Origin of the sequence: Enterobacter sp. HNDS-6 (assembly GCF_039850505.1) — a bacterium.
GTDB lineage: Bacteria > Pseudomonadota > Gammaproteobacteria > Enterobacterales > Enterobacteriaceae > Enterobacter > Enterobacter kobei.
On record NZ_CP156673.1, the window covers coordinates 3,109,529 to 3,133,519 of the forward strand.

Consider the following 23,991-nt stretch of genomic DNA (forward strand, 5'->3'; position numbering starts at 1 on the left):
AGACAGGGCGATGAAAAACCATCAGGGACGTTACTGCCCGGTTGCGCTGGCGCTGATGGCCGCGCTCTGGCCCCAGGCTGGCTGGAGCGAAAGCTACTTCAACCCGGCCTTCTTGTCTGACGATACTGCCAGCGTGGCGGATTTGTCGCGTTTTGAACAAGGACACCAGCAGGCACCCGGCGTTTATCGCGTGGATATCTGGCGTAACGATGAGTTTATCGGCACTCAGGACGTGCGTTTTGAGCAGGCTGAGAACACGCCACCGGTGGCGGGCGGTCTGACCCCGTGCATTACGCGCGCGATGCTCGATCGCTTTGGCGTCAACGTTGCGGCGTTTCCCGAACTGGCTAACGTGCAGGGCGAAACCTGCGTTCCGTTGACCACGGCCATTCCCGGCAGCGAAACGGTATTTAACTTTGCCTCACAGCGTCTGAACGTCAGCCTGCCGCAGGTGGCTATGCAAAACAGTGCGCGCGGCTACATCCCGCCCGAACAGTGGGATGAAGGTATTCCCGCCGCCCTGGTGAACTACAGCTTCACGGGCAACCGGGGAAGCGAAGACGACAGCTACTATCTCAACCTGCAGAGCGGGCTGAACTATGGTGCCTGGCGTTTACGTAACAACGGCGCATGGCGTTACACCCAGAATAACGGGCAGCGGCACAGTGAGTGGGAGAATATTGGCACCTGGGCGCAGCGCACCGTTATCCCGCTCAAAAGCGAACTGGTGCTGGGCGACAGCAATACCGGGAATGATGTTTTCGACAGCGTCGGTTTTCGCGGCGGACGACTCTATTCGTCCGACAGCATGTACCCGGACAGCCTGCAGGGCTACGCCCCGACCGTGCGCGGTATTGCCAGGACGCCAGCCAAAGTTGTGGTGCGTCAAAACGGCTACGTTATCTATCAAAGCTACGTTCAGCCTGGTGCCTTTGCCATCACCGATCTTAACCCGACCTCCTCAAGCGGTGACCTGGAGGTGACGGTGGAAGAGAAAGACGGCAGCCAGCAGCGCTACACCGTGCCGTATTCCACCGTCCCGCTGCTGCAGCGAGAAGGGCGCTGGAAATACGATCTCGTGGCGGGGGACTATCGCAGCGGTAACAGCGACCAGGATACGCCGTTCTTCACCCAGGGCACCCTGGTGACCGGTCTTGCCAACGGCTTTACCCTGTATGGCGGTACGCAGCTGGCGTCACGCTATACCGCGCTGGCCGTCGGGGCCGGGAAAAACCTCGGTGACTGGGGCGCGGTATCGGTCGATATCACTCATGCCCGCAGCCAGCTCGCGGACGACAGCAAGCACGAAGGGCAGTCGCTGCGTTTTCTTTATGCCAAATCGCTCAACGGCTTCGGCACCAACTTCCAGCTGCTGGGCTACCGCTACTCCACCAAAGGGTTTTACACCCTGGATGATGTCGCCTGGCGCTCAATGGAAGGCTATCAGTATGCCGATAATCAGGACGGTAACGATGTGCCTGACGTACAGAGTTATCACAACCTGACGTGGAACAAAAAAGGCCGCTTTCAGCTCAACGTCTCTCAGTCACTGGGGGATTACGGCTCGGTCTATATTTCCGGGAGTGAGCAAACCTACTGGGGGACGGACGAAACGAACCTCTGGTATCAGCTGGGTTACGCGGGGGGCGTGAAGGGGATCAACTATTCCGTCTCGTGGTCGTGGAACAAATCCGTCGGGATCGACGGGACTGACCGGATCGCGTCGTTCAACGTCTCCGTGCCGTTTAGCTTGTTTACCCGTCAGGGCTATCGCCGGGACAGCGCGATTGACCGCGCCTACGCCACGGCATCCGCCAGCCGAAACAGTGAGGGTGATACCAGCTGGCAAACCGGCGTCAGCGGCACGCTGCTGGAGGACCGCAACCTGAACTACAGCGTGACCCAGGGACACGCCAGCACCAACGGCTCAAGCGGAAGCGCCAGCGCCAACTGGCAGGCAACCTACGGCACGCTGGGGGTGGGCTACAACTATTCCCGCGATCAGCACGATTTCAACTGGCAGCTCTCCGGCGGGGTGGTCGGCCATGCTGACGGCGTGACCTTTAGCCAGCCGCTGGGCGACACCAACGTGCTGATCAAAGCCCCGGGGGCATCAGGCGTCAGCGTGGAAAACCAGACCGGTGTGAAGACCGACTGGCGCGGCTATGCGGTGATGCCGTATGCCACCGTCTATCGCTATAACCGCGTGGCGCTGGATACCAATACCATGAGCAACAACACCGATATCGAAAATAACGTGAGCAGCGTGGTGCCGACCAAAGGCGCACTGGTGCGCGCCAGCTTTGACACCCGTATTGGCGTGCGTGCCCTGCTGACCGTCACACGTGGTAACCAGCCCGTGCCGTTCGGCGCCGTGGTGCGTGAAACCCAGAGTGGCGTGACCAGCATGGTGGGGGATGACGGGCAAATTTACCTGAGTGGGCTGCCGCTCGAAGGCGAACTGCTGATCCAGTGGGGGAACGGGGCACAGTCCCAGTGCCGTGCGCCTTACAGCTTGCCTGAAAAGAGCCTGCAACAGGCAATCACACTTAAGGGGATCCGCTGTGATTAAAATCCACATTTTTGCTTTATCACTTCTGGCTTTACTGCCCGCGTCACACGCACTGGCGACCGTGTGCGTCAACGAAAATGGCGTGCCGACAGAGGTGTACTACGACCTGACGGATAAATTCAACAGCTCGAATAACCAGGTGGGTCAGATTGTGACCCTCAGCGAAAAATCGCAATGGGTGGGGGTGAATGCCGTCTGCCCGAAGGGCACGACCGGCAATACCACCAGACGCAGCTACGTCACCGATTACCCGATCACCGGGACCAGCGATCGCTACCAGTATCTGAAGCTTAACGACTATCTGGATGGGGCCATGAAAATCACGGACAGCTATGCTGGCGAGTTTTACCCCCCGCAAAACTATATCCAGATGGGGAGCCATCCGAACGTCTCAAAAAACAAACCATTTGGCGTTAAGGATTCCAACCTGGTGTTCCGTCTTAAGGTGACCCGGCGTTTTATCAACATGGTGGTGATCCCGCGTGCCACGATGTTCCGTGTTTACGTGACTACGACCGCCTCTGACCCGTTAACCACACCGGTCTATACCATCAGCTACAGCGGAACCATTCAGGTACCGCAAAGCTGCGCAATCAATGCCGGTAATGTGGTTGAGTTTGATTTCGGGGACATTGGCGCCTCCTTGTTCAGCAAAGCGGGCGCGGGTAACAAGCCGGAAGGGGTTTCATCGCAGAGTAAAACCATCGCGATTAAATGCACCAACGTCGAGGCGAATGCCATGCTGACGATGCGCGTTGAGGCTGAAAAGGTCTCCAGTAACGCACTGGTATCGGATAACCCGGATGTGGGGTTCATCATTGCCAACGAGAGTGGTACGCCGTTAACGCCTAACAACCTGACGAGCAAAATTCCGTTCCGTCTGGACGACAGCGCGCAGGCGCAGGTGGGGATCCGGGTCTGGCCAGTGAGCGTGACGGGCAATAAGCCCGCGGAAGGGCGCTTTACCTCGCGCGGGTATTTGCGTGTGGATTACGATTAAGGAGCCGATATGCGAAACGGGATCCGTTTTATCACCGTAGCGATCTTTGCGCTTTGCACACAGGCTCAGGCGGAAACCGCGTTGGGCGAAATTAACATTCAGCTCTACGGCAATATCGTCGATTTTACCTGCGTGGCCGAGGGGAACGACAGTGACAAAACCGTCACGCTGGGCACCTGGCCCACGAAGCAGCTCAGCACTACCGGGAGCCGCACGCAGCCCATGCCTTTTACGCTGAAACTGACCGGCTGTCCGCCAGGGGCCGCGTCCATTACGTTTTCCGGTAAAGCTGACGGGAGCAACAACGGGTTGCTGGCACTGAACGACGCCAGCACGGCAAGCCGCGTCGCCGTCGAGATCAGGGATGCGGATAAATCGCGTCTGGATCTCCAGCAGGCCAGCCAGCCGGTCACGGTCGATGCGCAGGGGAATGCGACACTGTCATTTTATGCCAATTATATTGCTACTGCCGATAACCCTCAGCCCGGAAAGGCTGATGCTGATGCGACCTTCATGATTAATTATAATTAGCACTGACCGCACTCCCTGCAGCTCAGATAAACTGCAGGGAGTGAATTCAGGTTATAGCAGTTCGTGTGCTTTAGCGTAATCAATTAATTCCACGATGCTTTGCACCCCCAGCTTGGAATAAATATTGGATTTGTGCGCGCTAATGGTCTTGTTGCTTAATAGCAATTGCTCCGCAATTTCCTTATTGGACAGCCCATTCGCCAGATAACGTAATACCGTAACCTCGCGATTCGATAACGGCATATCTGCCAGCTCTCCCTTTCCCGACCCCATATGGTTTATAAAATTCAGCGTCTCCGACGGGAAAAAAGAATAGCCCATCAGGATCATCTCTACGGCGTTGTAGATCTCACCCAAATCTTTTCGTTTACTGACAAAGCCGTTGGCCCCGGCGCGAATGGCACGTCCGGCGTAAAACAGTTCTGATTTAGATGATAAGAAAAGAACCTTAATGTCTTTATTTAAGTTTTTGATTCTCTTAAGTAAAGCAAAGGCATCTGTGCCCGTAAGTTCAATGTCAAGGATCACCAAATCGATAGGGTGATTGCGGATGCAGTCAAGAACTTCATGGCTATCGCCAGACTTAAGCTTGACGATGATATTCTTATTTTTCTGTAGCAGGACTTCTATCGACATTCTGACGATAGGATGTTCGTCCATAATGATAACGGATGCCGGTTTCATTTTTAATGCCTCAGATTGTTAAAAGCGTTATGTAGAGTTTTGTAAAACTCTCGAAATGCCGGAAGGATATAATGAGCAGATCCCTATACCGTAGTATTTCCCTGGAAAGAGCGAAAGCATCCCTGTTTACGTAATGAAAAGAACTCTGCCTCAGCGCGGTCGTCTCATTTGGCTGGTGTTGGCAAAAAGGTTTTTCTTATTCAATTTTGATACGCATCTTATTATACAGGGTAAGTTTTTTCCGAAAACCCTGTAAATTACGTTCCGCTTATTGGTTTGTATTATCTTCTGGATCTGAATGGCCTCCTTTTTAAATTTAGCGGAATTATCCTGGTATCCCATTTACCGCATCTTTTCATCTTTATGTAATAACAAAAAATAACAGATGTCTCTTTATGTTGCAAAAATGTTAATGAAATGGCGTCTCGATTTCAGGCAGGATCTTGAGAAGAGGAGGCGAAAAAGTGCCCTCTCAGGGCCTCAGACCTTCATCTGAAAGTCCTTAAGCGATATCAACGTCGCTCCATCATCGTACAGGAGAACGTGCTGCCAGCTTCGCTTCCCGCTCCTGGTGCGTAAAGGGAAGCTGCTTGTTTTTACATCATTATCATCTCGTTAACGCCTTCTGCATTCACTTAACGGATGGAGGAAAGTGCTGCAGTTGATTCAATCTGTGACATTTCACATGGTTCAAGGCCATAAATTAGGAATAGTTATAAAATCGACTTTATTGTTAATATTTAACATTAAATTAACATAATGGGTAAGTAAATTCTTAAAGCGCTTTAGGAAATAAGGGGTTAGGACGTAAGTTAAAACGAGCAGTCTGAGAGGTTATTAAGAAGGTGTAACAATTCCTGGCGATGGCTCAGCCCGAGCTTCATCAGGATGCAGCTGAGGCGATAGATAATGCGGCTATAGGGACGATTCTGCAGAAGGGCAATCTGTCGTAACGTCTTGCCACGGGCAAGCTCCTGCAAAATGGGCCATTCGTTGCGCGAGAACCAGTCTCTATCGGAGCCCTGAAGGGGGCGGGGTTCCATCAGGCTGTGCTGAAGCCCTGCTGCGTTCATCTGACGTTCGAGCACATGAAAAGGACCTGCCGCTTTGCAGAAGAGACGCGCGTCATAATTATCAGCCCGGATCAGCAGCCACGGCGTCAGGAAGGGGGGATACAGGCTATGTCTTCTTAACTGATCCAGCTGATCAATCAGCCCCGTGGAACGGCTTTCAATATCCACTACCAGACGGGCCGAGGGCCATTGGCTCTGCGCGCTCAGCGCATCGTCCAGCGACGTGAAGTCGCAACAGCTGCTTAGCGGAAACTGCCCATTGAGAAAACCGGAGCGCAAAAAATTGTCCTCCGTTACCAGGATGATAAACGGGGCATCGGTTTTTCGGGGCTGGTTGATGGACTGGCTCAAAAACTCGAGTCGGTCGAAAAAGGGGGGGGCAAAAGGTGAGTGCGTAAATCCCAGTGCATCACTTCCTGTACGCCGCCGCCGGTAACGGCGCACTGTCATTCGCATGGCCTCCCTCCTGGAAATGGCGTGTTAATCCTCCGGCCATGTCCAGGACGGCCAGTAATATCCCTGGCCGAGATCGGCACCCGCCTGCAGTGCCCAGATACGATCGCGTTCAGTCTCAATACCTTCGATGAGTACGCTTCCGGCCAGCTGAAAGCAAAGTGAAACCAGTTTCCTCAGTGCAGGTGTGGCGCGTAAACGCCAGAATGCGTTCTTATCGATTTTGATGCCGTTCAACGGTAATCGACAAAATAAAAACGGCTGAATGATAGTTTCGTCGATATCATCCAGCCAGATAGAGTATCCCCGTTCCTGAAGTTGCCGCAGGTTGTTGACGACGCTCTGCTTCTGTGCGGCGGAGAGCGCCAGAAAGAGAGGGAGGTCGACAATCTCAATATTCAGCGGCGCGGTTTTCATATTGATGAGCCGCACAAAAGGCGCAGGTGCCGTCAACACGGTTATCGGCAGATTAATAAAAAGATTATTGCCGTGCGGGGTATTTTTTAATGCGGCCAGTTGCGCTTCAAGCAGCGTCAAAGACGCGTCTGCCGACTGATGGCGGAAGAAGTCCTCGCTATGCTCGGTGTCGGACAAGACGCTCAGGACCTCCACGCCGACCCGGCGCCGGGCGTTGAGGGCGACGATAGGCTCCAGTTTGATGCCGACGATGTCCTGAGAAATAGACTGTAATCGGGGGGGCGTATCGAACGGGTTTTGCGCTGTCACTCCATTGTCCTGTTGTCTGTCAGCCTCCAGGCGGCCGGGATACCTCGCTCTAGTGTGACGAGCTGACGTTCAGGAAAACAGCAGGCGTTACTTAAATGCAACTAAGCCTTTTCGCAGCGCTAAATTTTAAGGTGAAACAGCGAGAAATGTTGAGAAAATAGCCGTATTTACAATCGGCTAGCGGTAATTGCCTCTGAAAGCGGAAAAGGCATTGACTCACCTGCCATTGACCGTATAATTCTTCGCGTTTCACCGCCGCGAAGTTCACTCTTCTCAGTGCGCCCTTAGCTCAGTTGGATAGAGCAACGGCCTTCTAAGCCGTAGGTCGTAGGTTCGAATCCTACAGGGCGTGCCATTTAGTTTCAGATGTTAACGCCTCTTCCTCTTCTCACTATTCCCCTTAGATCTGCAACGAGCTCTATTATTTTCCCTTTTCAGATAAATAACCGCTTAATAAATAGAAGCCTAATTAAAATCCATTAGGGCTGGTCTTAATGTTTTCTTAATCTTTAATTAATCCGTTTTTTAAATCTGGATTTTTATCACTTCACTCCCCGCAAAAAAGAAATTTTACACTTTTACGCTTAAACTGGATTGATACTAATTATCATTAGCGTTTTTGTATGCTTTAATCCTGTCCCACAACGCTATGCGTCATTATTCCCGTTGCTCTATTAAGGATATGTTCATGAATTCTCGCCTGCTGTCCTGCTTCTCGCTTGCCTTGTTGTCATCATCGCTTTTCCTTTCCACACAATCCGTTGCCGCTGATAACAGCGAAGGCATTGTGGTATACAACGCGCAGCATGAAAACCTGGTGAAGTCGTGGGTTGACGGTTTTACCAAAGAGACCGGCATTAAGGTCACGCTGCGTAACGGCGATGACAGCGAGCTGGGTAACCAGCTGGTTCAGGAAGGCAGCGCATCACCTGCAGACGTATTTCTGACGGAAAACTCGCCGTCCATGGTACTGGTGGATAACGCCAACCTGTTTGCCCCGCTGGATGCAGACACCCTGAAGCAGGTACCGGCAGAGTACCGCCCGGCGCATGGCCGCTGGATCGGCATTGCCGCCCGCAGCACCGTATTCGTCTATAACCCGGCAAAACTGAGCGAACAGCAGCTGCCTAAGTCGCTGATGGATCTGGCCAAACCCGAGTGGAAAGGCCGCTGGGCGGCATCACCGTCAGGGGCGGATTTTCAGGCCATCGTGAGCGCAATGCTGGCGCTTAAAGGCGAAAAAGCCACGCTGGAATGGCTGAAGGCGATGAAAGCGAATTTCGTTGCCTATAAAGGCAACAGCACCGTGATGAAAGCCGTCAACGCCGGCCAGATTGATGGCGGGGTGATTTATCACTACTACCGTTTTGTCGATCAGTACAAAACGGGTGAGAACAGCAAAAACACCAAACTCTACTACTTCAAACACCAGGATCCGGGCGCGTTCGTCAGCCTTTCCGGTGGTGGCGTGCTGGCGTCCAGCAAACACAAAGCGCAGGCCCAGGCATTCATCAAATACATTACCGGTAAAGAGGGCCAGGAAAGCCTGCGCACCAACAATGCCTTTGAATATGCGGTGGGCGTGAACGCGGCCTCTAACCCGAAACTGGTCCCGCTGAACGATCTGGATGCACCGAAAGTTGAACCTTCAACGCTCAACAGTAAAAAAGTTATCGAGCTGATGACGCAAGCCGGTCTGCTGTGAGCCTGAGAGTGAAGTGAAGGTCTTATGTCTGGTCTGAGTCTCGACCTCGGCAAAAACAGCGTGCGGGAGCCTGGCCGCAGGCGTCCCGCACTGCCGATGGTAGCGTTAGCTGTCCTTTTTTCTTTACTGGCACTTCTGCCCCTGGGTTTTATCATTGCCATAGGCGTTGAGACGGGCTGGGAAACGATTAGGGCGCTGGTATTTCGCCCACGTGTTGCTGAACTGCTCAGCAACACGCTGTGGCTGACGGCGCTGGCGGTACCGCTGTGTATCGTGACAGGCGTGGCGATCGCCTGGCTCACGGAGCGCACGCAGCTTGCCGGGCGAGGGATCTGGTCCGCGCTGGCGGTCGCCCCTCTGGCGATCCCCGCGTTTGTGCAAAGCTATGCCTGGGTGAGCGTGGTTCCCTCGATGCATGGCCTTTCCGCGGGCGTGTTCCTCTCCGTTTTAGCTTACTATCCGTTTATTTATATGCCGGTTGCGGCGGTGCTGCGTCGTCTTGACCCGACGCTGGAAGATGTGGCCGCCTCGCTCGGCACCCCGCCGTGGCGGGTCTTTTTCCGCGTGGTGCTGCCGCAGCTAAAACTGGCTATCTGCGGCGGCGCGCTGCTGGTGGCGCTGCACCTGCTGGCGGAATACGGTCTGTACGTGATGATCCGTTTTGATACCTTTACAACGGCCATCTATGACCAGTTTCAGTCCACCTTCAGCGGCCCGGCAGCGAACATGCTGGCGGGCGTATTGGCCTTATGCTGCCTGGCGATCTTAGTGCTGGAAGGCGTGACTCGCGGGAAAGCGCGCTATGCACGTATTGGCGCTGGCGCGGCACGTGAACAGAAACGCTGGCCGCTGAAGCCTGCGGCGGCTGCGCTGGGACAGCTGTTTTTCCTCGCGCTGGTCATTCTGGCGCTGGGCGTGCCGTTACTTGTCCTGTGCCGCTGGATTTGGCTCGGCGGCGTACAAAACTGGATGAACGCCGATCTCTGGCACTCCCTGCGCCAGACGCTGATGCTCGGCGTGGGCGGAGCGCTCCTGACGACGGCCTGCGTGATCCCCATCGCGTGGCTTGGGATCCGCTACCCGCACCGTATTTTCCGGATGCTGGAAGGGTGCATCTACATCACCAGTTCGCTGCCGGGCATTGTCACCGCGCTGGCGCTGGTCACGGTCACTATTCATTACGCTCGCCCCATTTATCAGACGGAAATCACCCTGTTCCTGGCCTATCTGCTGATGTTTATGCCCCGCGCGCTCATTAACCTGCGGGCAGGGATTGCCCAGGCGCCGGTTGAGCTGGAAAACGTGGCGCGCAGCCTGGGCAGCACGCCTGCGAAAGCGCTCTGGAGCGTTACCCTGCGGCTGGCCGCACCGGGCGCTGCGGCAGGCGCCGCGCTGGTATTCCTTGGCGTCAGCAACGAATTGACCGCCACGCTGCTGCTCTCGCCGCTGGGAACCCGCACGCTCTCCACCGGATTCTGGGCGCTGACCAGTGAAATTGATTATGTGGCCGCCGCGCCCTACGCGATGCTGATGATCCTGATTTCACTCCCGCTGACCGCCATTCTCTATATGCAGTCGAAAAAAATTGCAGGGCTATGACATGCTTGAATTAACCGCCATTTCAAAATCGTTTTCGGACGTGCAGGTGCTCGACAGCTTAAACCTGAGCGTTGCGCCGGGGAGCCGCACGGCGATTGTCGGCCCCTCCGGGTCGGGGAAAACCACGCTGCTGCGTATTCTCGCCGGGTTTGAGACGCCGGATACCGGCCGCATTGTCATGCAGGGAAAAACGCTGTTTGATGAAAATCATATTGTTCCTGCTCACCTGCGCGGGATCGGTTTTGTGCCCCAGGAGGGCGCTCTGTTCCCCCATCTCAACGTGGCAGATAACATTGCCTGGGGGCTGGACGGTACCCGCCACGAGAAGCGCCAGCGCGTTGAGGTGCTGATGGAGATGGTCTCTCTCGACAGGCAGCTCGCGACGCACTGGCCCCATGAGATTTCCGGCGGACAGCAGCAGCGCGTGGCGCTTGCCCGTGCGCTGGCCCAGCGTCCTTCGCTGATGCTGCTGGATGAACCGTTCTCGGCGCTGGATACCGGCTTGCGCGCCATGACGCGTAAAGCAACGGCCGATCTGCTGGCGGAAGCGGGCGTGGCCTCAATTCTGGTCACCCACGATCAGAACGAAGCGTTGTCTTTTGCCACGCAGGTTGCCGTGATGCGTTCTGGCCGCTTCACGCAGGTGGGAGCGCCTTATGACGTCTATACCCGTCCCGTTGACGAAGAGACGGCGCTGTTTCTTGGCGATGCCGTGATCCTGCCTGCTCAGCTCGCTGGCGGTTACGCCGTGTGTGCACTGGGCGAGGTGCCGACGGACAATCCGCATGCAACAGGAGAGGGGCGGGTAATGATGCGTCCTGAACAATTGCGCGTGACGGCATGTGCGCCTCATGAAAGCCCGGTCTCCATTCTTGATGTCGACTTCACCGGTCAGCTGTCTACGCTGACGCTGGGATTAGCCGGGCATGAACAGCCCGTTATCCTCAGGACCGTCAGTCAGCCGGGCTGGCACCCGGGCGCGGCGGTACGCATTGATGTGACGGGCACTGCGCGCGTTTTATAATCGTAACCACCCCAAAACGGGGTGGTTGTTCCCCATCGTCCTCATTACCTCCCTTCATGAACGCGTGACGCTTGCCAATGCATAGATAATGCGTATAGTTCTCATTTGCATTGCAGTTAATACATTCTAAGGCCCGACAACGGGTCATTTTTTCGCGCACTTTCAAATGAGTTAACGATGGACAACACCAAAATACACAAAACGCTGCTGGCGCTCGCCATTGGGGCGGTGACACATTCCGTCCAGGCGGCGGATGATAAAAAAGAAGATACGCTTGTTGTGCAGGCTGCACCTGCCAGTGACTTTAAACCCGGCGGCGACCAGCTGGTACCGGCCTTTCTTGACGGGCAGGTGGCGAACGGCGGGCGCATGGGGATGCTGGGCCAGCAGAACGCCATGGACGTGCCGTTTAACATCATCAGCTACACCTCGAAGCTGGTGGAAGATCAGCAGGCGAAAACCATCGCTGACGTGGTCGCCAACGATGCGGGCGTGCAGTACGTTCAGGGATACGGTAACAGCGCTGAGACCTACCGCATTCGTGGCCTGAAGTTTGACGGGGACGACATGACGTTTGGCGGGCTGTCCGGCGTACTGCCGCGTCAGGTGGTGGATGCGCAGATGGTTGACCGTATTGAGATCTTCAAAGGCGCCAACGCGCTGATGAACGGCGCGGCAAGCTCTGGCGTGGGCGGGATGATCAATCTTGAACCGAAACATGCGGGCGATACCCCACAGGCAAAAGTGGGCGTGGATTACACCTCAGATTCGCAGTTTGGCACCACGCTGGATGCAGGCCGTCGCTTTGGCGACAGCGACCAGTTCGGCGCGCGCGTGAACCTGGTCCACCGTGAAGGGGAAACCGGCGTACCGAACGACCGTCGCCGCACCACGTTGCTCTCCACCGGTCTCGATTATAACGGCGACAACGTCCGCACCTCGCTGGACCTGGGCTATCAGAAGAAAACCTTCCATGGCAGCCCGACCAGCGTCAACATCTCGGCGGTGGATTTCGTGCCTGAACCGCCGAAAAACGATCGTAACTTCTCGCAGAAGTGGGCCTACAGCAACATCGAAAACGAATTTGGGATGTGGCGCAGCGAATACGACATCACCGATAACTGGACCGCCTATACCGGCCTGGGCGCGCAGCACGCGCACGAAGAAGGGATCTACAGCGCGCCGAAGCTGCTGGACAAAAGCGGCAAAGCCACGGTCAGCCGTCTGGATACTAACCGCATTAGCGATTCCGTTAGCGGGATGGCGGGCATTCGCGGGAATTTCAATACCGGCTTTGTGTCGCACAAGGTGAACGTTGGGTACTCGGCGACGACCAAAAACGAAAAAATCGCGTGGAAAATGTCTGCGACGAAGGATAACCCGACCACCAACATCTACCACAACACCGGCGTTGATATGCCGGACAGCTCCAACTTCAATGGATCAGGTGGCAAATACAGCGATCCGCTAACCAGCGGGCGCACCCGTACTCAGGGCTGGCTGCTGAGCGATACGCTGGGCGTCCTGGACGACAAGCTGCTGTTCACCGCGGGGGCGCGTCATCAGAAAGTGGTCATCCGCGGGTATAACAAAATTACCGGTGCGGAAAACGACGCGGACGGCTTCGACGGTAGCCGCTGGATGCCAACCTACGGCGTGGTTTATAAACCGTGGGAGCAGATTTCCCTTTACGCCAACCACACCGAAGCGCTGCAGCCGGGAAAAACCGCGCCGGACACCGCCACCAACTACGGTCAAAGCACCGGTATTGTTCACTCTAAACAGAATGAAGTCGGCTTGAAGGCAGACTTTGGACGCGTGGGCGGCTCTCTGGCGCTGTTTGAGATCAAAATGCCATCGGCGATCCTCGACGATGACAATCACTACGGCCTGGACGCTGAACAGCGTAACCGTGGCGTAGAGCTCAACGTTTTTGGCGAGCCCATGCTCGGGATGCGCCTGAACGCCAGCGCCACCTGGCTGCAGGCCGAGCTGACCAAAACCAAAAACGGCGTGAATCAAGGCAACGATGCGATTGGCGTGCCGAACTTCTATGCCGTGCTGGGGGCAGAGTACGACATCAAGCCAGTTGACGGCCTGACCGCCACCGCACGCGTGAACCACTCGGGCACGCAGTATGCCGATCTCGCGAACAGCAAAAAGCTGGACAGCTATACCACGCTGGATCTGGGCATGCGCTACCGCTTCGCGCTGAACCACAATGCAAACCAGATGACCGTGCGCGCAGGCATCGACAACGTAACCAATGAAAACTACTGGGCCAGCGTGGACGATTCCGGTACCTACATCACTCAGGGCGAACCGCGAACCTTTAAGGTCTCGGTGGGCTACGAGTTCTAAGCGTTCCACCTCGTTATCCGGGGCAGGGACGCCCCAATCCCGCCGTTATCCTGTTATAAAATTGTAACAAAAGCTTCTTACACTGTTCGCCAACTCCTTACCTCTTGGCCAATGACAGGAAGCCGCTATGGGCAGACCCCTCAAATCCGTTTTTAAAAAAGAACATCGCGACGACATCACTAACCGCAGCGCTAACCCGGTTTTCTCCGAGGTTGCAGAGGTTTTCCTCTCCCGCCGTCGTTTTCTCCAGATGGGCGCCGTGGCGGGTGCTGCCGTTTCCTTTCCCTTTTTGATCAAACCTGATAGCGCCATTGCCGCGGTATCGAAGCCGTCCGCGCTGGCAAAAGCGGTGTCGCTTGGGTTTACCAGTATTCCCGTTTCCACGGACGATACGGTGAGGGTGCCGGAAGGTTATATTGCCCGCCCGTTTTATCGCTGGGGTGACCCGACGGGCATCAAAGACCACATGCCGGCATTTAAGCCGGATGCCAGCAACACGACCGACGAACAGGCCGTGCAGGCGGGGATGCACCACGACGGTATGGCGTGGTTTAGCCTGCCGCAGGGGGAGCAAAACCCGGAACATGGTCTGCTGGCGTTGAACCATGAATACATCGATAACGGGATGCTGTTTACGGACGGTATGGCGAACTGGAACCTCGACAAAGCCCGTAAGGGGCAGAACGCGATGGGCGTGTCGGTGGTGGAAGTGAAAAAAACGGGCAGTGACTGGCAGGTGGTTCGCCCGTCTTCTTATGCCCGCCGTATCACTGTCAATACGCCGATGCAGCTTACCGGTCCGGCACGGCATCAGGACTTAATGAAAACCGCCGCCGACCCGCAGGGGGAGCGCGTGCTGGGCACCATGCAAAACTGCGCCAACGGCCACACGCCGTGGGGCACCTACCTCACCTGCGAGGAGAACTGGTCGGATATTTTCGTGAAAAAAGCCGAACGTAATCCGCTGGAAAAGCGCTATGGCATCAGCGACAGCGACGAATCTTACCGCTGGAACGAGGTGGATGAGCGGTTTAGCGTCGATAAAACGCCTAACGAGCCTAACCGGTTCGGCTGGGTGGTAGAGATTGACCCCTACGACCCGACCTCCACACCGCGCAAGCACACCGCACTTGGCCGCTTCAAGCACGAGGGGGCCGCCGTTACGCTCGCCGCCGATAATCGCGTGGTGGTCTATATGGGGGACGATCAGAAGTTTGAGTACATTTATAAATTCGTCTCTGACAAAAAATACGATCCTGCGAACCGTGAGGCCAATATGCAGCTGCTGACCTCGGGTACGCTGTATGTTGCCAGGTTCAATGAAGAGGGAAGCGGCGACTGGCTGCCGCTGATCTTCGGGCAGAATGGCCTGGATAAAAGCCACGGTTTTGAAAACCAGGGCGATCTGCTGATTAAAACCCGCCTGGCGGCTGACGTGGTGGGGGCGACGAAAATGGATCGCCCGGAGTGGATAGCCGTCGATCCGCACGCCAGCGGCAGCGTCTACTGCACGCTCACCAACAACAGCGATCGCGGTAAAGAGGGGAAAGCCCCGGTCGATGCCGCCAACCCGCGTGCTAATAACGTGTTTGGTCATATTATGCACTGGCACGAAGAGGGGGCCGATCCTGCTGCCGCACGCTTTAAATGGGATATTCTGGTCATGGGCGGGCTCACAGACAGCGACGATCCGAAGGCCAAAGGCTCTATGCAGGGTGCGGCATTCGGCAGCCCGGATGGTCTGTCGTTCGATCATCAGGGCGTTCTGTGGATCCAGACCGACGTCTCTTCCAGCACGATCAACAAAAAAGCGTATGAGGGGATGGGCAATAACCAGATGGTGGCCACCATTCCGGGCAGCAATGAGTTTCGTCGTTTCCTGACGGGCCCGCGTGGGTGTGAAATCACCGGTATTGCGTTTACGCCGGACAACCGGACGCTGTTTATCAATATTCAGCATCCGGGAGAGGGCGGGGATGACATTACCGACCCGGCCAATCCGCGTGCCGTTTCTAACTGGCCGGACGCCAGCCCGAACGGACGCCCGCGTTCGTCAACGGTGGTGATCGTCAAAGCGGACGGCGGGATCATCGGGTCGTGACGTTAATCCGCCGGGCGCATGCGCTGGCCCGGCGTTAAACTTGCTACCACCAGCATGAAGTGTTAAAACGTGCCCCTTCTAAAAAAGAGACAGGGGTAGGGCGTGAAAGACGCGTCATCCGCTTCAGGCCATGGTAGCGCTGAAGCCTCGTCGGATCAGAATCCGACGCTGCAACGTGGTTTGCAAAATCGACATATTCAGTTAATTGCCCTCGGCGGCGCGATTGGTACCGGGTTGTTTCTCGGCATCGGCCCCGCCATTCAAATGGCTGGCCCTGCGGTACTGCTGGGATACGGCATCGCCGGGATTATCGCCTTCCTGATCATGCGCCAGCTCGGCGAAATGGTCGTTGAAGAGCCGGTGTCAGGCTCCTTCGCACACTTTGCTTACAAATACTGGGGCCCGTTTGCAGGCTTCCTCTCCGGCTGGAACTACTGGGTGATGTTCGTGCTGGTGGGGATGGCCGAACTGACCGCCGCAGGCATCTACATGCAGTACTGGCTCCCGGATGTCCCGACGTGGATCTGGGCGGCGGCCTTTTTCATCATCATTAATGCCATTAACCTCGTCAATGTGCGCCTGTATGGCGAAACCGAGTTCTGGTTTGCGCTGATCAAGGTACTGGCGATTATCGGGATGATCGGCTTTGGCCTGTGGCTGCTGTTCTCTGGTCACGGCGGCGAGCGGGCAACCCTTGATAACCTCTGGCAGCACGGCGGCTTTCTGGCAACCGGCTGGAAAGGACTGGTTCTCTCTCTGGCGGTGATCATGTTCTCCTTCGGCGGGCTGGAGCTGATTGGTATTACCGCTGCCGAAGCGCGCGACCCGCATAAAAGTATCCCAAAAGCGGTCAACCAGGTGGTGTACCGTATTCTGCTGTTTTACATCGGCTCGCTGGTGGTTCTGCTGGCGCTCTATCCATGGGTGGAAGTGAAATCTGACAGCAGTCCGTTCGTGATGATTTTCCACGATCTGAACAGCAATGTGGTGGCGTCGGCGCTGAACTTCGTCATTCTGGTGGCGTCGCTTTCGGTCTATAACAGTGGCGTTTACTCCAACAGCCGTATGCTGTTTGGCCTTTCCGTACAGGGGAACGCGCCGAAGTTCCTGACCCGCGTCAGCCGTCGCGGTGTGCCGATTAATTCCTTGTTCCTTTCCGGCGCGATTACGTCATTAGTGGTGCTGATCAACTACCTGCTGCCGAAAGCGGCATTTGGCCTGCTGATGGCGCTGGTTGTCGCCACGCTGCTGCTGAACTGGATCATGATCTGCCTGGCGCACCTGCGCTTCCGTGCGGCGATGCGACGCAAGGGACGCGAGACGCAGTTTAAAGCGCTGCTCTACCCGGCAGGAAACTATATCTGTATCGCGTTCCTGGGGCTGATTCTGGTGCTGATGTGCACGATGGATGAGATGCGTCTCTCAGCGATGCTGCTGCCAGTGTGGGTGGTGTTCCTGTTTATTGCGTTTAAATTATCCCGTAAAAAGTAGTACGTTTTTCGCCCGGTGGCGCTGCGCTTACCGGGCCTACATGTTCGGGGCCGTTATTATTTTGTAGGCCGGGTCAGGCGAAGCCGCCACCCGGCTTTGAATGTGCAATATCAAATCTGAAACGCTATTCGTTTCCCATTCGGTAACGTCACATCAATGCTCATTTCACCGCCGAGCGCACTGACATAGCGTTTGAGTGTTGAAAGCCTGGGATCGTTTCCCGGCTGTTCGATTTTTGCCACAGTGGGTTGTTTTACCCCCATTGCCGCGGCCAGTTCTGTCTGCGAAATATTGAGCTCTTCCCGCAGTTGGTTCAGGGCAACAATTCTGCGTATTACATCAACTTTAGCCGCAATACGCTCCTGACTTTCCGCGCTCTGTTGTGCCATGAGTTCTTTTAGCGTTGCCATATGGCCTCCTTATCCGCCAGATGTCTGCTGTACTCAACGTCAGCCAGCGTAATCATTTCGTTATAAAACAGTTTTTGATTGCAACCGGTTTTATCTCCAGCACAGAGCACAATTGCCTTACGGTCAGGATCAAAAGCAAAAAAGGCTCTGATGGGATTTCCCGCATGTTGAATCCGTAACTCTTTCATGTTTGCGTAGGCTGAAGCCTTCACGGTATCTACGTATGGCCGCCCAAGCGTTGGGCCAAACTCAGCAAGAATATGCATCATCGCCAGCACATCTTCTTTTAATGCTGTTGTTTGTTCAAAGTACCATTGATCAAATCTGTCCGTTGTCTCGACATTCCACATCGTTTCTCCTTTAGCTTCCTCGCTATATTATTTTATAGCCTTTAGGCTATAGTGACAATCAGAACGCCTCGTTTTGTCATACATCGACCTTTATCGTGACCCCTCTCCCAATTCTGTTTCGATCCACAGGATCTTTATTTTGTAATCGATTACTTTTTATTTGCTGTCATTTGTAATCGATTACTTTTTCCGGGTGAGGCTTATCATGGTGTCAACTGAAAGTAGTGAAAAGGCGATAACACAGCACCGGCTGCTGGTGCCGCGTCTGTCGTTGATGATGTTTCTGCAGTTTTTCATTTGGGGTAGCTGGTCAGTCACGCTTGGCCTGGTGATGACCCGGCACAACATGTCTCTGTTAATTGGCGATGCGTTCTCCGCCGGGCCCATCGCCTCCATTCTCTCGCCGTTTGTGCTCGGCATGCTGGTGGATCGTTTCTTTGCCTCGCAGAAGGTGATGGCGGTGATGCACCTGGCGGGCGCGGCAATCCTCTGGTTCGTGCCGGGGGCGCTGATTGCCGAAAACGGCGCGCTGCTGATTGGCCTGCTGTTTGGTTACACGCTCTGCTATATGCCAACGCTTGCGCTGACCAACAACATCGCATTTCACAGCCTGGCGAACGTGGATAAAACTTTCCCGGTGGTGCGCGTGTTCGGCACCATCGGCTGGATCGTGGCGGGAATTTTCATCGGCGTGACCGGCGTGGCGTCCAGCGTCACCATCTTCCAGGTGGCGGCAGCCAGCTCCCTGCTGCTCGCACTCTACAGCCTGACGCTGCCGCACACGCCAGCGCCAGCGAAAGGGCTACCGGTGCAGGTGCGCGATCTCTTTTGTGCCGATGCCTTTGCGCTACTCAAAACCCGCCATTTCTTTGTCTTCTCCGTCTGCGCGATGCTGATCTCCGTCCCGCTTGGCACCTATTACGCCTATACCGCCTCGTATCTGGCGGATGCCGGTATTGCAGACGTCAGCACCGCCATGTCCTTCGGGCAGATGTCAGAGATCTTCTTCATGCTGGTCATTCCGCTGCTGTTCCGCCGTCTGGGGGTGAAAGTCATGCTGCTGATCGGCATGCTGGCGTGGTTCGTGCGTTATGCCATGTTCGCGCTGGGCGTCAGCGAGGAAGGACGCATCCTGTTGTACCTGGGGATCCTGCTGCACGGCGTCTGCTACGATTTCTTCTTCGTCGTCGGCTTTATCTACACCGACCGCGTGGCGGGTGAAAAGGTGAAAGGACAGGCGCAAAGCATGATTGTCATGTTCACCTACGGCATCGGCATGCTGCTGGGCTCTCAGATTTCCGGCGCGCTTTATAACCGTCTGGTGGCCGGGCAGACCTTGCCGCAGGCATGGGTGACATTCTGGTGGATCCCGGCGGTGGCTGCCGCGGCGATCGCGCTGATTTTCCTTCTCACGTTCAGGTATGACGATGACAAGGCGTAATGTTCAGGAGGGGCTATGAGGACGATGAAAGGACCGGGCATTTTTCTGTCGCAATTTATTGGCGAGAAAGCGCCGTTCAACACGCTCGACGGACTGGCAGGCTGGGCGGCGGCGAAGGGTTACAAAGCGGTGCAGATCCCCTGCAACCATCCGCCTGTTTTTGATGTGGAAAAAGCCGCTGAGAGTCAGGCCTACTGCGATGAGGTCATCGATAAGCTGGCCAGGCATGGGCTTGCGATCAGCGAGCTCTCGACTCATCTGGAAGGCCAGCTTGTGGCGGTGAACCCTGTTTACAGCGACGCGTTTGACCACTTCGCCCCCGCCGCCGTGCGCGGTAATGATACGGCTCGTCGGGCATGGGCAACGGAAAAGCTAAAGCAGGCGGCAGTCGCCTCGGCCAGACTCGGCCTGAAAGCGCACGCCACCTTCTCCGGCTCGCTGGCGTGGCCGTTTTTCTATCCATGGCCGCCGCATAACGAGCAGCGTTTTCAGGCGGCATTCGAGGAGCTGGCAAATCGCTGGCGACCGATTCTGGATACCTTTGACGAACAGGGCGTGGACGTCTGTTTTGAGTTGCATCCGGGCGAAGACTTGCACGACGGCGTGAGCTTTGAGCGTTTTCTGGCGCTTCTGGATAATCACACGCGCTGCAATATCCTTTACGACCCGAGCCACATGCTGTTACAGCAGATGGATTACCTGACCTTCATCGACATTTACCACGCGCGCATCAAAGCCTTCCACGTCAAAGATGCCGAGTTCCGTCCTAATGGGCGCAGCGGCGTGTACGGTGGTTACCAGCCGTGGATCAACCGCGCCGGGCGCTTCCGTTCGCTCGGCGACGGACAGATCGACTTCAAAGGCATTTTCAGCAAGCTGACCCAGTACGATTATGACGGCTGGGCGGTGCTGGAGTGGGAGTGCTGCCTGAAAGATGGTGATACCGGCGCAAGTGAGGGAAGCGAGTTTATCCGCCGCCACATCATCCCCGTATCCGGGCGTGCGTTTGATGACTTCGCGGCAGGGGGCAGCCATGATTAACGTCGGGATTGTCGGCAGCGGGTTTATCGGCCCGGCGCATATCGAGGCGCTGCGGCGTCTCGGGTTTGTGCAGGTGGTGGCGCTCTGCGACGGCACGCTTGCCAGCGCGCAGGAAAAAGCACGCCAGCTTAACGTGCCCCACGCCTGCGCCAGCGTGGCGGAACTGCTCGCACTTCCTGACCTGCACGTGGTGCACAACTGCACGCCCAATCATCTGCACGCGGAGATTAACCGTCAGATCCTGCGCGCGGGAAAACATGTCTTTTCTGAAAAACCGCTCTGCATGACGTCGGACGAGGCGCGTGACCTGGTGGCGCGGGCGGAGCAGGCTGGCGTGGTGCACGGCGTGAGCTTTGTCTATCGCCAGTTTGCGATGGTGCGCCAGGCGGCGAGCATGATGCGCGCGGGCAGCCTCGGGCGGCTATTCGCCTCACACGGCAGTTATTTACAGGACTGGATGCTGCTGGAAACAGACTACAACTGGCGGGTGGATGCCGCGCTTGGCGGGGCTTCGCGCGCGGTGGCGGATATCGGCTCCCACTGGTGCGATACGGTGCAATTTGTGACCGGCAGGCGCATTACCGAGGTCATGGCCGATCTCTCCATCGTCTGGCCGACGCGTAAGGCCAGCATGGGCGGTCATCAGACTTTCTCCCACGATGAGGCGGCGACGTATACCAACACACCGGTCAGTACCGAAGACTTTGGCTCAGTGCTGTTCCGCTTTGACGATGGCAGCAAAGGTTGCTTTAGCGTCTCGCAGGTGAGCGCCGGGCGTAAAAATCGCCTGACGTTTGAGATTAACGGCAGCGAGCAGTCAGTGGCGTGGGATCAGGAGGTGCCGCAACAGCTGTGGATCGGCCATCGCGCGCTGGCAAATCAGACGCTCACCGATGATCCAGGCCTGATGAACCCTGACGTGGCCAGCAGCGCACACTTCCCCGGCGGGCACATCGAAGGCTGGCCTGACGCCTTTAAAAATATGATGATGCAGTTCTACCGCGCCGTGCAGGCGGGAGCGATGCCGGAGGCGCCGCAGTTTGCGACCTTCCACGATGGCGCAAACGTGATGTATATCATTGATGCCATAGTGAAAAGCCATCAGCAGCAGCGTTGGGTACGCGTGGCGCAATGACGTGTTGCCCGGTTCGCCGGGCAACAAATTTATGGTAGCCTGCACAAAACGCTAACCGCAGGATGTGTCGTCGCTATGTCAATTCAGAAAATCGCTCAGCTGGCCGGGGTCTCCGTGGCGACGGTCTCCCGCGTGCTCAATAACAGCGACACCGTGAAGGCAAAAAACCGCGAGCGCGTCCTGCAGGCCATCAAAGAGAGCAACTACCAGCCTAATTTACTGGCCCGTCAGTTACGTACTGCCCGGAGCTATATGATCCTGGTGATGGTCTCAAACATTGCCAACCCGTTCTGCGCCGAAGTGGTGAAGGGCATTGAAGAAGAGGCGGAGAAAAACGGCTATCGGATCCTGCTGTGTAACTCCGGGTCGGACATCGAACGTTCCCGTTCGGGCTTAAGCCTGCTGTCGGGCAAAATCGTCGACGGCATTATCACCATGGACGCTTTCTCAAAGCTGCCGGAACTGGCCGCGCTGATTGGCTCCGCACCGTGGGTGCAGTGTGCCGAATATGCCGATGCCGGCGCGGTTTCCTGCGTGGGGATTAACGACGTTGATGCGTCGCAGCATGCCGTCAGCCAGCTTGCCGACGGTGGACGCAAACGCATCGCGATGATCAACCACGACCTGAGCTATAAATATGCCCGTCTGCGCGAGCGCGGCTATAAGAGCGTGATCCACCTGAAAGATCTGGAGTATCAGGCGGTTGAATACGCCAGCGATCTCAGCTTCCGCGCGGGGATGGTGGCGATGCAAAATTTGTTGCAGGATAATCCACCGGATGCGGTGTTTGCCGTCTCCGATACGCTGGCGGCGGGCGCGCTGCGCGCCATTCAGCAGGCCGGGCTGCGCGTGCCGGAGGATATTGCTGTTGTGGGATTTGACGGCACCGAGCTGGCGGACATGATTTCGCTGACCACCATCGAACAGCCGTCGCGGGATATCGGGCGCAAGGCGGTCGACCTGCTCTTAAATAAAATCGACAACCCCGATGCGCCCACGGAAAGAGTGATGATGGACTGGCGCTTTATTTCCCGCGCCAGTACCTGATTATTGCGCTATAACCCCTGCCAGGGAGCGAATATCGTTCCCGGTAGGTGACTGATGAATACGCAAACCAAACTCCTCCACCACCGCAAAAATATGATCGAAGATGTCAGCCTGAATCTCCTCATATTCTGCCCAGATCACCGTGTTGGTGAAAGCGTATATTTCAATCGGCAGGCCGTTGGCATCCGGTGCCAGCTGACGCACCATTAACGTCATATCTTTGCGAATGCGCGGGTGGTTACGCAGATATTCATTCAGGTAGGCGCGGAAGGTACCAATATTGGTCATTTTGCGCAGGTCTAATACCGATTCACCTTCGCCATTTTTCTGATTCCACAGGCTAATTTCCTCATGTCGCGCGGCCAGATAGGGCTTGAGCAGTTTCGCCTGAATCAGCTTCTGCTGCTCCTGCTCGTCCAGGAAGTGAATGCTGGTGGTATCGATATTCAGGCTGCGCTTAATGCGTCGGCCGCCGGAGGCCGACATGCCGCTCCAGTTGATAAAGGCGTCAGAGACCAGCGCCCACGTTGGGATCGTGGTGATGGTGTTATCGAAGTTGCGCACTTTAACGGTGGTCAGGCCGATGTCCGTCACCGTGCCGTTGGCACCGTATTTCGGCATCTCCAGCCAGTCGCCAAGCTTGAGCATGTCGTTGGCGGAAAGCTGGATCCCGGCGACCAGTCCCAGTATCGGGTCTTTAAAGACCAGCATCAGAACGGCGGCCATAGCACCCAGGCCGCTAATCAAAATGGCCGGTGACTGACCGATCAGCAGAGAGATAATTAAGATCCCCACCAGAATCGCGCTCACCAGCTTGATGCCCTGGAAGATCCCTTTCAGCGGCAGCTGTGAGGCGGTCGCCATTTTCTGCGAAAGATTGAATATGACGTCCAGCAGCGAGAAGAAGGAGAGCAGGGCATACACCATCACCCACAGCTTCGCGCAGGTGGTGAGCATTTCTGCCGCTTCGCTCCCTTTTTGCAGCCAGAGAACGGCCTGAACGTTGACGATTATCCCCTGAAGGGTAAATGCCAGACGGTGAAATAATTTATTCTGGGTAATGATCTGCAACCATAAATGGCTGCTGGCCCGGGCGCGTTTCTCGAATGCGCGCAGCACGACTTTGTGCAGAATAAAATGAACGATGATGGCAGTAAGAAAAATAATACCAAAGATAATCACTAAAGAGGTGGTGTGATTAATTTCAATGCCTAACTCTTCAACCTGAGCAATTAATTCCTGCATAA

Annotated in this window: 19 protein-coding genes and 1 tRNA gene; 14 read left to right on the top strand and 6 right to left on the bottom strand. The window is 55.9% G+C overall.

The window, feature by feature from the left end:
* Nucleotides 1-10: 10 nt before the first annotated feature.
* The 3 genes from ABFI50_RS14510 to sfmF are packed head-to-tail and all read left to right on the top strand — an operon-like array spanning nucleotide 11 to nucleotide 4,103.
* On the top strand, nucleotides 11-2,572 hold the full coding sequence (locus tag ABFI50_RS14510) for a fimbrial biogenesis usher protein (protein WP_014882845.1): 2,562 nt from the start codon (nucleotides 11-13) through the stop codon (nucleotides 2,570-2,572).
* On the top strand, nucleotides 2,565-3,572 hold the full coding sequence (fimH, locus tag ABFI50_RS14515) for a type 1 fimbria D-mannose specific adhesin FimH (RefSeq protein ID WP_023332274.1): 1,008 nt from the start codon (nucleotides 2,565-2,567) through the stop codon (nucleotides 3,570-3,572). Before ABFI50_RS14510 ends, fimH begins: the two co-directional genes overlap by 8 nt.
* A gap of 9 nt (nucleotides 3,573-3,581) precedes the next feature.
* Nucleotides 3,582-4,103, top strand: coding sequence for a fimbria assembly protein (sfmF, locus tag ABFI50_RS14520; protein WP_023332275.1), 522 nt, complete (start codon nucleotides 3,582-3,584; stop codon nucleotides 4,101-4,103).
* Nucleotides 4,104-4,154: 51 nt separating this feature from the next.
* On the opposite strand, the gene fimZ is transcribed toward sfmF, so the two are convergent.
* The 3 genes from fimZ to ABFI50_RS14535 all read right to left on the bottom strand — a co-directional run bounded on the left by fimZ (nucleotide 4,155) and on the right by ABFI50_RS14535 (nucleotide 7,039).
* Nucleotides 4,155-4,787, bottom strand: a complete 633-nt coding sequence (fimZ, locus tag ABFI50_RS14525) for a fimbria biosynthesis transcriptional regulator FimZ (protein ID WP_014882848.1) — start codon at nucleotides 4,785-4,787, stop codon at nucleotides 4,155-4,157.
* Nucleotides 4,788-5,599: 812 nt separating this feature from the next.
* The gene (locus tag ABFI50_RS14530) at nucleotides 5,600-6,316 is read right to left on the bottom strand and encodes a LuxR C-terminal-related transcriptional regulator (protein ID WP_176260387.1); all 717 of its coding nucleotides are present in this window, start codon (nucleotides 6,314-6,316) and stop codon (nucleotides 5,600-5,602) included.
* Between the two features lie 24 nt (nucleotides 6,317-6,340).
* Nucleotides 6,341-7,039 carry an EAL domain-containing protein gene (locus ABFI50_RS14535; protein WP_320729087.1) on the bottom strand — a complete coding sequence of 233 codons (699 nt, stop codon included), beginning with the start codon at nucleotides 7,037-7,039 and terminating at the stop codon, nucleotides 6,341-6,343.
* A 278-nt stretch (nucleotides 7,040-7,317) separates the two neighbouring features.
* Between ABFI50_RS14535 and ABFI50_RS14540 the strand changes: the two genes are divergently transcribed.
* The 7 genes from ABFI50_RS14540 to pheP all read left to right on the top strand — a co-directional run bounded on the left by ABFI50_RS14540 (nucleotide 7,318) and on the right by pheP (nucleotide 17,320).
* Nucleotides 7,318-7,394, top strand: a tRNA-Arg gene (locus tag ABFI50_RS14540).
* A gap of 333 nt (nucleotides 7,395-7,727) precedes the next feature.
* The gene (locus ABFI50_RS14545) at nucleotides 7,728-8,744 is read left to right on the top strand and encodes an iron ABC transporter substrate-binding protein (protein WP_347484364.1); all 1,017 of its coding nucleotides are present in this window, start codon (nucleotides 7,728-7,730) and stop codon (nucleotides 8,742-8,744) included.
* Between the two features lie 24 nt (nucleotides 8,745-8,768).
* Nucleotides 8,769-10,343 carry an iron ABC transporter permease gene (locus ABFI50_RS14550; RefSeq protein WP_023332289.1) on the top strand — a complete coding sequence of 525 codons (1,575 nt, stop codon included), beginning with the start codon at nucleotides 8,769-8,771 and terminating at the stop codon, nucleotides 10,341-10,343.
* Nucleotide 10,344: 1 nt separating this feature from the next.
* Nucleotides 10,345-11,367, top strand: coding sequence for an ABC transporter ATP-binding protein (locus ABFI50_RS14555; RefSeq protein WP_045269815.1), 1,023 nt, complete (start codon nucleotides 10,345-10,347; stop codon nucleotides 11,365-11,367).
* A gap of 177 nt (nucleotides 11,368-11,544) precedes the next feature.
* Nucleotides 11,545-13,728, top strand: a complete 2,184-nt coding sequence (locus ABFI50_RS14560) for a TonB-dependent siderophore receptor (protein WP_047626957.1) — start codon at nucleotides 11,545-11,547, stop codon at nucleotides 13,726-13,728.
* Between the two features lie 127 nt (nucleotides 13,729-13,855).
* Nucleotides 13,856-15,829, top strand: a complete 1,974-nt coding sequence (locus ABFI50_RS14565; protein WP_347484368.1) for a PhoX family phosphatase — start codon at nucleotides 13,856-13,858, stop codon at nucleotides 15,827-15,829.
* Nucleotides 15,830-15,931: 102 nt separating this feature from the next.
* Nucleotides 15,932-17,320, top strand: a complete 1,389-nt coding sequence (pheP, locus tag ABFI50_RS14570; protein ID WP_087530077.1) for a phenylalanine transporter — start codon at nucleotides 15,932-15,934, stop codon at nucleotides 17,318-17,320.
* Between the two features lie 110 nt (nucleotides 17,321-17,430).
* On the opposite strand, the gene ABFI50_RS14575 is transcribed toward pheP, so the two are convergent.
* Both ABFI50_RS14575 and ABFI50_RS14580 read right to left on the bottom strand, forming a co-directional pair.
* A complete protein-coding gene (locus ABFI50_RS14575) occupies nucleotides 17,431-17,730 on the bottom strand; it encodes a helix-turn-helix transcriptional regulator (RefSeq protein ID WP_014882863.1) in 300 nt (99 codons plus the stop codon).
* A complete protein-coding gene (locus ABFI50_RS14580; RefSeq protein WP_047027750.1) occupies nucleotides 17,718-18,080 on the bottom strand; it encodes a type II toxin-antitoxin system RelE/ParE family toxin in 363 nt (120 codons plus the stop codon). Before ABFI50_RS14580 ends, ABFI50_RS14575 begins: the two co-directional genes overlap by 13 nt.
* A gap of 205 nt (nucleotides 18,081-18,285) precedes the next feature.
* Here ABFI50_RS14580 and ABFI50_RS14585 point away from each other — a divergent pair, with 205 nt between their 5' ends.
* From ABFI50_RS14585 to ABFI50_RS14600, 4 genes are all read left to right on the top strand, one after another.
* Nucleotides 18,286-19,521, top strand: coding sequence for an MFS transporter (locus tag ABFI50_RS14585; RefSeq protein WP_320729089.1), 1,236 nt, complete (start codon nucleotides 18,286-18,288; stop codon nucleotides 19,519-19,521).
* Nucleotides 19,522-19,536: 15 nt separating this feature from the next.
* On the top strand, nucleotides 19,537-20,562 hold the full coding sequence (locus ABFI50_RS14590; RefSeq protein WP_320729090.1) for a sugar phosphate isomerase/epimerase: 1,026 nt from the start codon (nucleotides 19,537-19,539) through the stop codon (nucleotides 20,560-20,562).
* Nucleotides 20,555-21,697, top strand: a complete 1,143-nt coding sequence (locus tag ABFI50_RS14595; protein WP_320729091.1) for a Gfo/Idh/MocA family oxidoreductase — start codon at nucleotides 20,555-20,557, stop codon at nucleotides 21,695-21,697. The genes ABFI50_RS14590 and ABFI50_RS14595 overlap by 8 nt, the downstream gene beginning before the upstream one ends.
* 75 nt (nucleotides 21,698-21,772) lie before the next feature.
* Entirely contained in the window at nucleotides 21,773-22,744 is a 972-nt protein-coding gene (locus tag ABFI50_RS14600; protein ID WP_045281665.1) for a LacI family DNA-binding transcriptional regulator, read from the top strand.
* On the opposite strand, the gene ABFI50_RS14605 is transcribed toward ABFI50_RS14600, so the two are convergent.
* Nucleotides 22,745-23,989 carry a mechanosensitive ion channel family protein gene (locus ABFI50_RS14605; protein WP_014882869.1) on the bottom strand — a complete coding sequence of 415 codons (1,245 nt, stop codon included), beginning with the start codon at nucleotides 23,987-23,989 and terminating at the stop codon, nucleotides 22,745-22,747.
* Nucleotides 23,990-23,991 lie beyond the last annotated feature (2 nt).